This is a genomic window from Pseudomonas sp. R32, from assembly GCF_009866705.1.
Taxonomy (GTDB): domain Bacteria; phylum Pseudomonadota; class Gammaproteobacteria; order Pseudomonadales; family Pseudomonadaceae; genus Aquipseudomonas; species Aquipseudomonas donghuensis.
Window position 1 is genome coordinate 4,306,005 of record NZ_CP019396.1, and the last position, 13,170, is coordinate 4,319,174.

General features: G+C 62.7%; 13 protein-coding genes. 6 read left to right on the top strand and 7 right to left on the bottom strand.

What is annotated here, in order from left to right:
- The first annotated feature begins 53 nt into the window (after positions 1-53).
- Complete coding sequence (locus PspR32_RS19900; protein WP_010221087.1) at positions 54-302, top strand: hypothetical protein; 249 nt, start codon at positions 54-56, stop codon at positions 300-302.
- A gap of 4 nt (positions 303-306) precedes the next feature.
- Here the strand turns inward: PspR32_RS19900 and PspR32_RS19905 are convergent, their stop codons facing one another.
- Positions 307-1,215 carry a LysR family transcriptional regulator gene (locus PspR32_RS19905; protein WP_159389063.1) on the bottom strand — a complete coding sequence of 303 codons (909 nt, stop codon included), beginning with the start codon at positions 1,213-1,215 and terminating at the stop codon, positions 307-309.
- Between the two features lie 107 nt (positions 1,216-1,322).
- Between PspR32_RS19905 and PspR32_RS19910 the strand changes: the two genes are divergently transcribed.
- From PspR32_RS19910 to PspR32_RS19920, 3 genes are all read left to right on the top strand, one after another.
- Positions 1,323-1,922, top strand: a complete 600-nt coding sequence (locus PspR32_RS19910) for a short chain dehydrogenase (protein WP_036996631.1) — start codon at positions 1,323-1,325, stop codon at positions 1,920-1,922.
- Between the two features lie 70 nt (positions 1,923-1,992).
- The gene (locus PspR32_RS19915; protein WP_010221083.1) at positions 1,993-2,667 is read left to right on the top strand and encodes a COG3650 family protein; all 675 of its coding nucleotides are present in this window, start codon (positions 1,993-1,995) and stop codon (positions 2,665-2,667) included.
- Between the two features lie 106 nt (positions 2,668-2,773).
- Positions 2,774-4,387, top strand: a complete 1,614-nt coding sequence (locus PspR32_RS19920) for an NAD(P)/FAD-dependent oxidoreductase (RefSeq protein WP_036996632.1) — start codon at positions 2,774-2,776, stop codon at positions 4,385-4,387.
- 114 nt (positions 4,388-4,501) lie between these two features.
- On the opposite strand, the gene PspR32_RS19925 is transcribed toward PspR32_RS19920, so the two are convergent.
- Positions 4,502-5,596, bottom strand: a complete 1,095-nt coding sequence (locus PspR32_RS19925) for a PLP-dependent cysteine synthase family protein (RefSeq protein ID WP_159389064.1) — start codon at positions 5,594-5,596, stop codon at positions 4,502-4,504.
- Positions 5,597-5,819: 223 nt separating this feature from the next.
- Here PspR32_RS19925 and nhaA point away from each other — a divergent pair, with 223 nt between their 5' ends.
- Positions 5,820-7,001, top strand: coding sequence for a Na+/H+ antiporter NhaA (gene nhaA, locus PspR32_RS19930; RefSeq protein WP_010221080.1), 1,182 nt, complete (start codon positions 5,820-5,822; stop codon positions 6,999-7,001).
- A gap of 68 nt (positions 7,002-7,069) precedes the next feature.
- On the opposite strand, the gene PspR32_RS19935 is transcribed toward nhaA, so the two are convergent.
- A complete protein-coding gene (locus PspR32_RS19935) occupies positions 7,070-7,534 on the bottom strand; it encodes a glycine zipper 2TM domain-containing protein (protein ID WP_010221079.1) in 465 nt (154 codons plus the stop codon).
- A gap of 147 nt (positions 7,535-7,681) precedes the next feature.
- Here PspR32_RS19935 and PspR32_RS19940 point away from each other — a divergent pair, with 147 nt between their 5' ends.
- Positions 7,682-7,918: a hypothetical protein gene (locus PspR32_RS19940; protein ID WP_010221078.1), complete on the top strand. Its 237-nt coding sequence runs from the start codon at positions 7,682-7,684 to the stop codon at positions 7,916-7,918.
- Here the strand turns inward: PspR32_RS19940 and pdxH are convergent.
- The 4 genes from pdxH to PspR32_RS19960 form a co-directional block, all read right to left on the bottom strand.
- Positions 7,915-8,562, bottom strand: a complete 648-nt coding sequence (gene pdxH, locus PspR32_RS19945; RefSeq protein WP_010221077.1) for a pyridoxamine 5'-phosphate oxidase — start codon at positions 8,560-8,562, stop codon at positions 7,915-7,917. The genes PspR32_RS19940 and pdxH overlap by 4 nt on opposite strands.
- A gap of 18 nt (positions 8,563-8,580) precedes the next feature.
- Positions 8,581-9,549, bottom strand: a complete 969-nt coding sequence (locus PspR32_RS19950) for an OmpA family protein (RefSeq protein WP_159389065.1) — start codon at positions 9,547-9,549, stop codon at positions 8,581-8,583.
- Positions 9,550-9,648: 99 nt separating this feature from the next.
- Positions 9,649-10,794 carry an EstA family serine hydrolase gene (locus PspR32_RS19955; protein WP_010221075.1) on the bottom strand — a complete coding sequence of 382 codons (1,146 nt, stop codon included), beginning with the start codon at positions 10,792-10,794 and terminating at the stop codon, positions 9,649-9,651.
- A gap of 107 nt (positions 10,795-10,901) precedes the next feature.
- A complete protein-coding gene (locus PspR32_RS19960) occupies positions 10,902-13,160 on the bottom strand; it encodes a beta-galactosidase (RefSeq protein WP_159389066.1) in 2,259 nt (752 codons plus the stop codon).
- Positions 13,161-13,170 lie beyond the last annotated feature (10 nt).

The window sequence follows — 13,170 nt, forward strand, 5'->3', positions numbered from 1 at the left end:
CAGGTGAGCCAGAACCGCTGGCTCTTGCCTCCTCTGACTACTGGAGTCTCATCATGAACAAGACCCTCAGCGCCGCCGCACTCATCCTCTCCCTGGGTTCGAGCCTGGCCTTCCTGCCTGCGGTACACGCAGCCGACGACATGAACATGAGCAAGGAAGCGAGCATGGACAAGGAGATGAAAATGGACAAGAAAATGGCCGACGACAAAAAGATGGACATGAGCGACGACAAGAAAATGGACAAGAAGATGCCCAAGGACGACAAGATGATGAAAAACGAAATGCACGACGACAAGATGTAACGCCCTAAAGGGTCCGTAGCGCCTGGCTGCTGCGCCGGAACCAGGCCAGCAGGTAATCGGCCAGCACCTGGACCCGCCTGGGCATCCCGCCCTGATAGGGGTGCACCAGAAACAACGGTACGCTGCGCGTCTGATAGTCGCGCAGCAACCACTGCAAGCGGCCGTCAGCGAGCTCCGCATGCAGCATGTACGACGGCAGGCGGGCAACCCCCGCGCCCAGCAGCGCCGCCTTCTTCAGCAAGCTGTAATGATTGCTGGCAAAGCTGCCAGCCACTTGCACCCGCAACAGTTCGTGCTGCTGGTGATAAAACCACTCTTCACGGCCGCTGTAGTGGCTGTTGAGCAGACAGCGATGGTCGCTCAACTCGCTCGGCGCCTTCGGTTCCCCATGGCGCTGCAGGTAGCCAGGGCTGGCACAGGTAAGTTCCTGCATGGCCAGCACCGGGCGGGCGACCAGACGTGCGTCATCCTGGACTTCGGTTCGAATCGCCAGGTCGAAGCCGTCACCCAGCAGGTCGCGGTAACCGTTGTTCAGCTCAAGCTCTACCTGCAAGTCCGGGTAGCGCGTGGCGAACTCCAGCAACAACCCTTCAAAAAACGTCTCGCCCAAGGACACCGGCACGGTGATACGTACCGGTCCCGCCAGTTCGTCCTTGAGCATGGCCAGGGTCTGCCGCGCCCCTTCCATCTGCCGCACCAGTGCCTGCGCCTGGGGCAGCAACATGGCGCCCGCAGCCGTCAGGCTCAGCCGCCGTGTCGTGCGGTGCAGCAATTTCACCGAATGGCTGGCCTCCAGGGCACTGATGCGCTTGGACAGCTGCCCCTTGCTCCAGCCCAGTTGTTGCGCGGCCAGAGTGAAACTGCCGGCATCCATCAACACGGCAAAGGCCGCCAGGTCATCGAGGTCGCTCATGGATTGTTTCCACATGAAAACCAAAGGTTGCCTATTAGCACGCTTATCCGCGTAAAAATCCACCCTAGACTTGAGCCTTGTCTTCACTACCCACGAGGAAGGGCCCCATGAAAATCCTGTTGATCGGCGCCAGCGGTACCATCGGTTCGGCGGTTGCCAAAGAGCTGGAACAACGCCACGAAGTGCTGCGCATCGGCCGCAACAGCGGCGACTATCAGGTGGACATCAGCGACAGCGCTTCAATTCGCCGCTTGTTCGAACAGACCGGCCGCTTCGATGCCCTGGTCTGCGCCGCTGGCAACGTGACCTTCGCAGCCCTGGAGCAAATGAACGCGGAGCACTTCGCCCTGGGCCTGAACGACAAGCTCATGGGCCAGGTCAACCTGCTGCTGATCGGTCGCGAGTTCATCAACGATGGCGGCTCGTTTACCTTCACCAGCGGCATTCTCAATCGCGACCCGATTCGTACCGGCACTTCAGCCGCCTTGGTCAACGGTGCCCTGGATGCCTTCGTCAAAGCCGCCGCCATCGAATTGCCCCGTGGCCTGCGGGTCAACGCCATCAGCCCTAACGTGCTGGTCGAGGCCATGCCAGCCTATGCCCCGTATTTCCGTGGTTTCAAACCAGTGCCGGCCGCCGACGTGGCACTGGCCTATGCCAAGAGTGTCGAAGGTTTGCAAACCGGCCAGACCTACCAGGTCGGCTAGACTCTTGTGATCGGCGACAAGCCTGCGTAACGTGGCGGCACCTTTTGCTCGAGATGCTGGAGTTTGCTTGATGCGTGCCGCCCCTTCGCTGTTGCTTGTCGCCGTGTTGCCGCTGTTTGCCGGCTGCCAGATGCTGGCTGAAAAGCCCCAGGCTGCCTCTACCGCCGGCCAGACCCGCATGCAGGGCGAACTGAGCGCCCAGGGTGGGCAACTGCTGTTCAAACCCTGCGAAGAAACCCGCCGCTTTGCCGTCAATGACAGCGGCAACACCGGCCTGCTGCAGGAAGCCAGTGCACTGGCGGCAACCCCCGGCACCTTGTTCGCCGACGTCCGCGGCACGCTGTCGGCCAGCCAGAAAGGCGGCAACGACGGCCAGTTCAATGTGCAGCGCCTGTACCGCGTCGAGCATTCCAGCAGCGCCTGCAGCGACCCCAACTTCAAGCGCCTGACCCTGCGCGCCAGCGGCCACGAGCCGGACTGGAGCCTCAAGGCCAGCGGCAAAGGCATGGTCCTGGAGCGCGTCGGTCAACCGTCCCTGGCCGTGCCCTACCTGGAAGAACAACTGCCCGACGGCCGCTTCAGCCTCAATACCGAAGCCAATGGCCAGAAAGTCGAACTCTGGGTCGCCCCACAACGCTGCGTCGACAGCGCCACCGGCAGTGTGCAACACCTGAGGGCCGAACTGCGGGTCGACGGCCAGACCCTGCGCGGCTGCGCCTATTACGGTGGCTCGCGCAACGACTGATCATCGGCGCACGCGTTTAACCTGCCTGCAAAGGCGGCGAACAGCTTATACTTGGCGGTTTGTGTAAAGCCGCCGGCCGTTCATGGCCGGGATACTGGACCCTGCCATGTTACGAATCACCGAACTGAAGCTGCCGCTGGATCATCCTGATGAAGCCCTGCGCGAGGCCATCGTGCAACGCTTGGGGATCAGCGACGAGCAACTGCTGGACTTCACCCTGTTCAAGCGCAGCTACGATGCGCGCAAGAAGAACAGCGAGCTGCTGTTCATCTACACCATCGACCTGCAAGCGAGCAACGAAGCCGAACTGCTGCAAAAGTTCGCCGACGATCACAACGTCAACGTCGCCCCGGATGTCAGCTACAAAGTGGTTGGCCAGGCCCCTGCCGACCTGCAGGAGCGCCCCATCGTCGTCGGCTTCGGCCCGTGCGGGATTTTCGCCGGCCTGCTGTTGGCGCAGATGGGCTTCAAGCCGATCATCCTTGAGCGCGGCAAGGAAGTCCGCCAGCGCACCAAGGACACCTGGGGCCTGTGGCGCAAAAGCGTGCTCAACCCCGAGTCGAACGTGCAGTTCGGCGAAGGCGGCGCCGGGACCTTCTCCGACGGCAAGCTGTACAGCCAGATCAAGGACCCGCAGCACCATGGCCGCAAGGTGCTGCACGAGTTCGTCAAAGCCGGTGCGCCGGATGAGATTCTCTACGTCAGCAAGCCGCACATCGGTACCTTCCGCCTGACCGGCATGGTTGAGAACATGCGCCACGAGATCCAGGCGTTGGGCGGCGAAGTACGCTTCGAGCAAAAGGTCACCGACCTGCTGATGGACGACGGCCAGCTCAACGGCGTGGTGCTGGCAAGCGGCGAACAGCTGCACTCGCGCCACGTGGTCCTGGCCCTGGGCCACAGTGCCCGTGACACTTTCCGCATGCTGCATGCCCGTGGCGTGTTCATGGAGGCCAAGCCGTTCTCGATCGGCTTTCGTATCGAGCACCCGCAATCGCTGATCGACCAGGCGCGCCTGGGCAAGTACGCCGGCCACCCGAAACTGGGCGCTGCCGACTACAAGCTGGTGCACCACGCCAAGAACGGCCGTTCGGTCTACAGCTTCTGCATGTGCCCGGGCGGCACCGTGGTTGCCGCTACCAGCGAGCCGGGCCGAGTCGTGACCAACGGCATGAGCCAGTACTCGCGTAACGAGCGCAATGCCAACTCCGGTATCGTCGTTGGCATCACCCCTGAGCAAGATTATCCGGGCGGCCCGCTGGCCGGTATCGAGCTGCAGGAAAAGCTCGAAGCCCACGCGTATGTGCTGGGGGGCAGCAACTACCAGGCGCCGGCGCAACTGGTCGGTGACTTTGTCGCCGGGCGACCCTCCACGGCTATTGGCAGTGTCGAGCCTTCGTACAAGCCTGGCATCAGCCTTGGCGACCTGGCACCGAGCCTGCCTGATTTTGCCATCGAGGCGATTCGTGAAGCGTTGCCGGCCTTCGATCGGCAGATCAAGGGCTACAACCTGCCTGACGCAGTGCTGACCGGTATCGAAACCCGTACCTCATCGCCGCTGCGCATCACCCGTGATGCCAGCATGCAGAGCCTGAACCTCAAGGGCCTGTTCCCAGCGGGTGAAGGCGCAGGTTATGCTGGCGGGATCCTGTCGGCGGGTGTTGACGGGATTCGCATTGCTGAAGCGGTGGCGCGCAGCATGCTGGGCTTGCAGGCCTGATTCATACCGCAACACAGTAATCGCCGGCAACGCCGGCTCCCACAGGGGTCTGAGTCGCAGCGGACCTTGTGGGAGCTGGCCTTGCCAGCGATGGGCTGCAAGGCAGCCCGCCCTTCAAACACCCTCGCGCAATACCGACGCCGGCAACGCCTCACCGCGCTCGACACACGCCTGCACCGCCTCAATCAAGCCCTCCAACTGATACCCCTGCCCGCTCAACCATTCCTGGTCATAGTAAGTGGTGGCATAGCGATCGCCGCCATCACACAGTATTGCCACGATCGAGCCGGCCTCCCCTGCTGCGCGCATCTGCTGCGCCGCCACCAGGGCGCCAATCAGGTTGGTGCCGCTCGAACCGCCGACCCGTCGGCCCAGGCGCTGCGCCAGGTAATGCATGGCCGCCAGTGACAGGGCGTCCGGCACCTTGACCATGGCATCGATCACTTGTGGCAAAAACGAAGCCTCCACCCGTGGCCGGCCGATGCCTTCAATACGTGATCCGCAGTCCAGGCGCAGGGAACGGTCACCGGTCCTGTAGCTGTCGAAAAATACCGAGCGCTCGGCATCGGCGCACAGTACCCGGGTAGCATGCTGGCGATAGCGCACGTAGCGGCCCAACGTGGCGGTGGTGCCGCCCGTACCCGGGCTGGAGATCAGCCAGCTCGGCTCGGGGAACTGCTCGAAACGCATCTGGGCAAAGATCGATTCGGCGATGTTGTTGTTGGCCCGCCAATCGGTAGCGCGTTCGGCATAGGTGAACTGGTCCATGAAGTGCCCGCCACGTTCCCGGGCCAGACGCTCGGACTCGGCGTAGATCTGCGTCGGATCCTGCACCAGATGGCTCTGGCCACCGTAGAAGGCAATCTGGGCGATCTTCTCCTGCGATGTGCTGGCAGGTACCACGGCAATGAAAGGCAGCCCGAGCAAGCGCGCAAAGTAAGCTTCGGAGATTGCTGTCGAGCCGCTGGACGCCTCGATCACCGGCGCCCCCGGGCGCAACCAGCCATTGCACAAGGCATACAGAAACAACGACCGCGCCAGCCGGTGCTTGAGGCTACCGGTGGGGTGGCTCGACTCATCCTTGAAATACAGCTCGACCTCGGGAAAGCCTGGCAGGAGCAACGGGATAAGGTGGGTATCGGCGCTGCGCTGGAAGTCCGCCTCAATAATGCGGATGGCTTCACGGGCCCACTGGCGGTGATCGGTCATGGTCGATTCTCGGGCAAAAAAGTCGAAGTTCAACAGAACATGTTAGGAAAATTCCGATAACTACTAAAGATACAGCCACGGTGAATTATCGACTGCAACTGCTAGGCTGCAGGGCGTGAGTTGGTTACAGCATATAACAAAAAAGAATATAGTTTTTGTTTTAAAGAATATCACCACAGGGTAGGGTGTGCCCCTATCAGAACCTTCAGGATGGAGAGCGCCCTTGCCCCTGCGTAGCACTTTCACACGTTTCTTTCAGTTGGAAGCTGCCAGCGGTCTATTACTGATTGCTGCAGCCGCCCTGGCCCTGATCATCAACAATTCGCCGCTGTCTTACCTGTACAACGGCCTGCTGGATGTTCCGGTGGTCGCCCAGATTGGCGCCCTGAAAATTGCCAAACCCTTGCTGTTGTGGATCAACGACGGCCTGATGGCCTTGTTCTTCCTGCTGATCGGCCTTGAGGTCAAGCGCGAGGTGGTCGACGGCCACCTCTCCAAGCCCTCGCAGATCGTCCTGCCCGGCGCTGCCGCCATCGGCGGCATGGTGGTACCGGCACTGATCTACTGGTTCCTCAACAAGGACAACCCGGCCGCCGTGGCTGGCTGGGCCATCCCCATGGCCACCGACATCGCCTTCGCCCTCGGCGTGCTGGCCCTGCTGGGCAAGCGCGTACCGGTTTCGCTCAAGCTGTTTTTGATGACCCTGGCGATCATCGACGATCTGGGCGCGATCATCGTCATCGCCCTGTTCTACTCCGGCACGTTGTCGAGCCTGTCGCTGGGCCTGGCGGCGGCCTGCCTGCTGGTGCTGATCGCGATGAACCGGCTGGGGGTGGTCAAGCTCGGCCCGTACATGGTGGTCGGCCTGATCCTCTGGGTCTGCGTGCTCAAGAGCGGTGTGCATGCCACCCTGGCCGGGGTCACCCTGGCGCTGTGCATCCCGCTGCGCACGAAAAACGCCGAGCCCTCCCCGCTGCTGAGCCTGGAGCATGCCCTGCACCCTTGGGTCGCCTATGGCATCCTGCCGTTGTTTGCCTTTGCCAACGCCGGTGTGTCGCTGGCGGGCGTCAGCCTTGAAAGCTTTACCCATCACGTACCCATGGGCATCGCCGTCGGCCTGCTGGTGGGCAAGACCCTCGGGGTATTCGGCTTCGCCTGGGTGATGATCAAGGCTGGCATGGCTGCGTTGCCCGCAGGCGCCAATTGGGGCCAGGTGCTTGGGGTCGCGATTCTCTGCGGCATCGGCTTTACCATGAGCCTGTTTGTCGGCTCCCTGGCCTTCGTCCCGGGCAGCAGCGAGTACGCCGGCATGGACCGCATGGGGATCCTCACTGGTTCCATCCTCGCCGCACTGATCGGCTATGGCATCACCGCGCTGTCGAGTCGCAAGCCCGCCGTGGCCTGAAACTCAAGGCAATAAAAAACCCCGACCGGCGCTGCCGAGTCGGGGTTTTTAATGGCCGGTTCACAACTTCAGTGAGTAACCCGGCTGGTACCGTCGACGGTCATGATCCGCACACGCTCACCGACGCGGAAAATCTCGTTCTGTTGCACCGCCTGCACGTAGGCACGCATGCTGCCGTCGTCTTCACGCACGGTGATTTCCACGCCCTGGGTACGGGTCAGGCCTTCTTCGGCCGCAGAACCTGCCAGGCCGCCGGCCACGGCACCGATCACGGCGGCAACGATACTGCCGCGACCGCCACCCACCGCACTACCGGCGACGCCGCCAACGATTGCACCGGCGCCACCGCCGATCGGGGTTTTGGTACCTTCGATTTTCACCGGCCGCAGCGACTCGATGGTGCCCATGCGCACGGTCTGCACACGGCGCGCTTCATCACGGGAGTACGAATCGCCGGTCAGGCTCGAGGCACAACCGCCAAGCAGCAGCGACATTGTGGTGAAGCTTGCCACCAGCAGAACAGATTTACGCATTGGATGATCTCCGTAAGACAGATGCCCATTAGACTCCGCGCATTGACGACTGTCACGACAGATGCGCGGTAAAATTGCTTCCATTCAGCTTCCGTACAGCCTGTTCTATCGGGGCAGCCTGTAGAAACTTCTAGCGCAAGGATAGACATGGATTACTTCATCGTCGTCATCACCACCGTGGCAGGCCTTTACTTCCACTGGTGGATCTACGTTCGCATCAAGCGCTGGATGGACCGTGACCTGGCCTTGTCACTGGCAGGCGAAGACGAAGGCAAGAAGGTCTTCATGCTACAACGTCTGGACAGCGCCAAGGCGCAAAAGGTCAAACGCAGTGAACTGGCGGCCTGGCTGGAGCGCGAGGCCGCCGGTTACCAGGCCGATTAAGGCGCGAGGCGCTCACGCAGCCAGTTGCCCTGCTGCAAGCGGTAATTGAGGCGGTCGTGCAGGCGGCTGGCACGCCCCTGCCAGAACTCGATACGCTCGGGCAACAGGCGATAGCCGCCCCAGTGCTCCGGGCAATGCGGCTGGTTGTCGCTAAAGCGCTGCTCGGTGGCCTTTACCAGGCCTTCAAGCTCGGCACGGTCGGCAATCACCTGACTCTGCGGAGAAGCCCAGGCCCCCAGGCGGCTGCCCAGCGGGCGCACCTGATAGTACTCGTCCGATTCCTGCTGGCTGACCTTGACCACCCGGCCCTCGATGCGCACCTGACGCTCCAGCGCCGGCCAGAAGAACGTCATGGCCGCAAAGGGATTGACCAGCAATTGCTGGCCCTTGGCGCTTTCATAGTTGGTGAAGAAGGTAAAACCTTGCTCATCCAGGCCTTTGAGCAAAACGATCCGGCAATGCGGACGACCATCGCCATCCACCGTTGCCAGGGTCATGGCATTGGCTTCCACCGGCGGTTGCTCGGTTTTCAGGGCGTCATCAAACCACTGACGAAACAACGCGAACGGCTGCTCCGGAGCCAAGGCTTCGGTCAGGCCGTCACGGGTGTAATCGCGGCGCATATCGGCCAGGGATTGGGTCATTACTGCGTTCCTTGACGATCAGTTGGTCTTCGCAGGGCTGGTGTTGGCAGCGACTTTTTTCGCCGCCGGTGCCGCAGCCTTTTTCGCTGCTGGCTTGGCGACAGGCTTCTTGGCCGCGGTCTTGGCTGGTGCGGCTTTCTTGGCTGCAGTGGCTTTTTTCGCCGGGGCCTTGGCCGCAGGCTTGGCCGCGACCTTGGCTGGGGCTTTGGCATCCTGCACGGCAACCAGTTCGGCCGGGGTCGGGGTCGGCTGCTTGTACTTGGCCAGCAAGGCAACCATGGTGTTCTGCGGCGTCAGCACCAGCTCGACGCGGCGGTTCAGCGAGCGGCCTTCGAGGCTGTCGTTGGCCGCGCGCGGCATTTGCGAGCCCATGCCACGCAGCATCAGGCGATCACGTTCTAGGCCGCTGAGACGGAAAATGGCGGCCACCGACTGGGCGCGCTCCTGGCTGAGCTTGGTATTGGCTGCCGCGACCCCACTGCTATCGGCATGGCCGAGGACCAGCACTGCGGTCTGCTTGTCGGTCTCGATGGCCTTGGCCACACGGGTGATCGGGCCAAGGGTGACCGGCAGGAGCATGGCCGGACGGTCCGGGTTGTAGGAGCTGTCGACCGGCACTGTCACGACCAACACGTCTTCACGGCGTTCGACTTCGAACTTGCTGTCCTTGATGGCTTCGCGCAGCTTCGGCTCGTAACTGTCCAGCCAGGCCTGGGTCGCCTTGCGGTCGATTTTCGGCACGGCAGCGACCTTGCTCTTGTCGTTCTCGCCAAACGGCCACCACCAGCGGCTGGCGCTGTCCGACTTGGCGTCGGCCTTGGCCACTTTTTCGGTTACCACGTCCTTAACTTCCTTGTCGACGACCTGGTCCGAGCCAAATGGCCACCAGTTGAAACCGGCATCAGCGGCCCCGTGTTTCTGAGGATGCTGCGCGCAGCCGGTGACAGCCAGGCACAGGGCGAGAGCTAAGGATTTATGCGAAGACATCAGCGATACACCATGAAAATGAAAGAAATTTGGCCCAGCAATGCAGGGCTTTGGATTTCAGAATAGCCAAAGGGTTCAGGCCACACCGGGGTCAACCGATCAAAGGCAGCTGGCCAATACCCGCACCAGCTTCTGCGCCCGAGGGTCCATGAGCACATAAGGGCCCAGGGTATTGGTAACAAAACCAAAGGAAACATCATGTTCCGGGTCGGCAAAGCCCACCGAGCCGCCCGCCCCCGGATGGCCGAAGGCGCGCGCGCCCAGACCAAAGGTAGCGTTTGCCACGCGTGGCTGATCGAGCATACAGCCCAGGCCAAAACGGGTCTGGGTCAACAAGGTGCGGTCCTGGCCGAGGCTGTGCTCCCGCGTCAGTTCATCCAGCAGTTCCGACTCCAGCAGGCTGCCATCCAGCAGGCCAGCATAGAAACCGGCAAGGCTGCGGGCATTGCCATGGCCATTGGCCGCCGGTTGCTGCATCCGGCGCCACTCTGGCTTGTTGGTACTGGTGAGCATGCCTGGCGGGTTGGTGAAGGCCCGGGTCGACAGGGCCTGTGGCTCACGCAGGGTTACCTGGAGCAGGCGCTGGGCCGCTTCATCGCCCATGTTGCCTTTGCCGCGGGCGATGTGCGCGACTCGATGGAATTCTTCTTCGGCCAGGCCGATATGAAAGTCCAGACCCAGCGGCCTGGCGGTGCGCGCGACGATCGACTCGCCTGGCTCGCGGCCATCTGCCCGGCGGATCAACTCGCCGATCAACCAGCCAAAGGTGATGGCCGCATAACCGTGGGCGGTGCCGGGCGTCCACCAGGGTGATTCGCCAGCCAGCGCCTGGACCATGGTTTGCCAGTCATAGAAGGCTTCGGCCGGCATCAACTCGCGCAAGGCCGGTACGCCGGCGCGATGGCTGAGCAACTGGCGCAGGGTGATCGATTGCTTGTCGGCCTGGGCGAATTCCGGCCAGTAACGCGCCACAGGCGCGTCCAGGGCCAGCTTGCCCTCGCCGACCAACTGCAGGGCCGTCACGGCGGTGAACATCTTGGTGCAGGAAAACAGGTTGGCGATGGTGTCGCTGTGCCAGGCCTCGGCCCCGTCCTTGTCGGCGCTACCGGCCCAGAGGTCGATGACGGTCTCGCCACCGACCTGGATGCACAGCGCTGCGCCACGCTCCTGAGGATCGTCGAACAGCGCCGCAAAGGCTTCACGCACTGCTTCGAACTTAAGCTCGTAATGACCCTGAATCTGCACCCAGCAACTCCCGCAAAACCGGCTTCTCAATAGGGTGTGCATTGTTTCAGTCTGCGCACGATTTGGGAACAGACAGAAGCCGGGCGGTCCACGCCAGACGGCTGCTGTCAGGGGGCCTTGGGCGTTTTCTGCGTGGCGACGAAGGTTTTACCGATCTGCTCCTGAGCCTGCAGGTTGCTTTTGCGCACACCGTCGACAAAGCCCTGGAACGGCACATCGGTAATGCCCACCAGGCCGAAGTGACCATTCTCGCCATCGAGCAGACGCCCGCTGGCCGGCTGGTCGAGGTATTGGAACCAGTGCACGCCGACGATCGACGGCTCATCCACAGCGGCCTTGACGAAGCCGGCATAGGCTGGCGCCCTGCCTTCTTCCTTGGCCACTTCCATCGGCCCCGGCCAGAACGGGCCGCGATCACGGGAGCCGAACTGGAACTCGGAGACCAGCACCGGCTTGTCCAGCGCCTTGAGCTGGCTGAAGTCGTAACCGTCCTGCGGTTTGGGCGTGTAGAAGTTGAAGCTGATGACGTCGCAGTACTCGGCACAAGCGGCGACCGCTTCCGGGGTGCTCACGGCATAGCGGCCACCGAGCAACAGGTGATTGGGCGCATGCCATTTCAGCGAGTCGGCAATGGTCTTGAAATAGGTTTCGGCGAAGACCTTCTGGAAGTACTTGAAGTCGGCCTCGATCTCCGGGTGCTCAGGGCTTGGCAGCGGCGGTTCGAAGCCTGGGTCTTCCATCAGCTCCCAGGCCGGCAAGTCAATGCCCCAGGCCTTGGACAGGCCAGCCTGGTTGCGGTATTTGTCGCGCAGCTGCTTGAGGAAGGCGCGCTTGGCCGGCACGTCGGTAGTCAGGCGCAAAGTGCCATAGGCCAGGGCGTAACGGGCCTTGGGGTCATCCCCGGGGGCGGCCCAGGCCAGTTCGTTGTCGGCGAAATAACCGATCAGCCAAGGGTCGTCGCGGTGGTCGCGGGCGGCAATCGCCACCGCACGCTCGGTGGCCATGGCAAAGCGTGGGTCGAACGGGTCGGGCATGCCGCCCCACCAGTCCATGCCGGTGCTGATACTGGCGTAGTCACCGACGATCGACAGCGGCAAGGTGTAGGGCATGCGGCTGGCCTGGCCCAGCGTCGGCTCGCTCCAGTTGCCCAGGGTATTGAAGCCCCAGGCCTGCAGGCGATCGAGGGTATGCCCCTGCCAGCGTTGCTTGTCGAAGCTGGCTACCGGGCATTCAACCGCCGGGGCCTTGTCGCTGGCTGCCACCGGCGTGCACGGTGTGCCATGGCTGCGCTCGATATTGGCGGCATAGAAGTCGAACCAGCGCCCCTGGTTGAAATTGCGGCCACGGGCCGAGCCGTTGCCGTCGTTGTTGTTGCCCTCGCCGTAGAACTGCGCCAGCGCTTCACCCGGTTGCGGCAGTGCGCTGAACATGGCTTCGCGCCCGGCGACGTAAGTGCGACCGCCGTCGGCGGCCACGGTGTTGACGCCCAGGGAGTAGAACGGGTGCCCTTGCGGCGTCACCAGGTACCAGCGGCCCTCGCGTTTTTCAGTACGGAAGAAGCCCTTGGCCTCGAACGCCGGCCCCTCGTTGATGCCGCCGAACTTGTCCAGCTTGAGCTTGCTGCGCTCTCCCAGCCAGCCCTTGAGCTGCTGCTGCTCACGGCTGGCGGCGGCCTTGAGCTGATCGTCGCTGACAATCTTCTCCGGCCAGCGGCCGCGGGTGGACTGGCCATAGCCATCGATCAAGCCGGAGTACACGGCCTTCTGCAGCTGGTCGTCATCCTGAGTGCCGACGCGCTCGATGAGGATGCTCTGGGCGACATTGGGCTTGTTCATCGACAAGGTCACCGATACGACCTGCTTGAGGTCGACCTCGCCGGCGCTGCTGGTCAGCAACACCCGCTGGCCCTCATGCACCCAGGGCATCGGCGGCCCGGCACGCATGCCCTGACTCAGGGGCGAGCTGGCCTTGAGCGGCACATAGACGGTTTGCGCCGGGCCCGCCGGCAGGTCGATGCGGCTGGTGAGGGTCTTGCCATCGCTGCTCTGTACCGTCACATCGACGGTCAGCGCCCAGTCCATGGCGCTTTGCAGACGCAAGGTCATGGCCGTGGCACTGGACCAGTCCCAGGCACCGGACTGCGGAGTCAGGCGCAGTTTGGGCTGTTGCACCGGGTTGAACACCACCCGGCGCAGCACCTCGCCCTCGGCCGTCTGCTCTGCGTTGTACTGCGGCAGGCTGGCATCTTCGGTCACCACATTGACCACCGCGGCCGGGCGAACGAAGCTGAACAGCGTCTGTTGCCCGGCCAGCAGCGGCGTGCTGAACAACAGTGCGAATACGGCAGGCAAGGTACGGCGAATCATAGGGCTGGAG

Bases quoted from the DNA above. Each gene is read 5' to 3' on its own strand.
- PspR32_RS19900 (WP_010221087.1), top strand. From the start codon at position 54: ATGAACAAGACCCTCAGCGCCGCCGCACTCATCCTCTCCCTGGGTTCG.
- PspR32_RS19905 (WP_159389063.1), bottom strand. From the start codon at position 1,215: ATGAGCGACCTCGATGACCTGGCGGCCTTTGCCGTGTTGATGGATGCC.
- PspR32_RS19910 (WP_036996631.1), top strand. From the start codon at position 1,323: ATGAAAATCCTGTTGATCGGCGCCAGCGGTACCATCGGTTCGGCGGTT.
- PspR32_RS19915 (WP_010221083.1), top strand. From the start codon at position 1,993: ATGCGTGCCGCCCCTTCGCTGTTGCTTGTCGCCGTGTTGCCGCTGTTT.
- PspR32_RS19920 (WP_036996632.1), top strand. From the start codon at position 2,774: ATGTTACGAATCACCGAACTGAAGCTGCCGCTGGATCATCCTGATGAA.
- PspR32_RS19925 (WP_159389064.1), bottom strand. From the start codon at position 5,596: ATGACCGATCACCGCCAGTGGGCCCGTGAAGCCATCCGCATTATTGAG.
- PspR32_RS19935 (WP_010221079.1), bottom strand. From the start codon at position 7,534: ATGCGTAAATCTGTTCTGCTGGTGGCAAGCTTCACCACAATGTCGCTG.
- PspR32_RS19940 (WP_010221078.1), top strand. From the start codon at position 7,682: ATGGATTACTTCATCGTCGTCATCACCACCGTGGCAGGCCTTTACTTC.
- pdxH (WP_010221077.1), bottom strand. From the start codon at position 8,562: ATGACCCAATCCCTGGCCGATATGCGCCGCGATTACACCCGTGACGGC.
- PspR32_RS19950 (WP_159389065.1), bottom strand. From the start codon at position 9,549: ATGTCTTCGCATAAATCCTTAGCTCTCGCCCTGTGCCTGGCTGTCACC.
- PspR32_RS19960 (WP_159389066.1), bottom strand. From the start codon at position 13,160: ATGATTCGCCGTACCTTGCCTGCCGTATTCGCACTGTTGTTCAGCACG.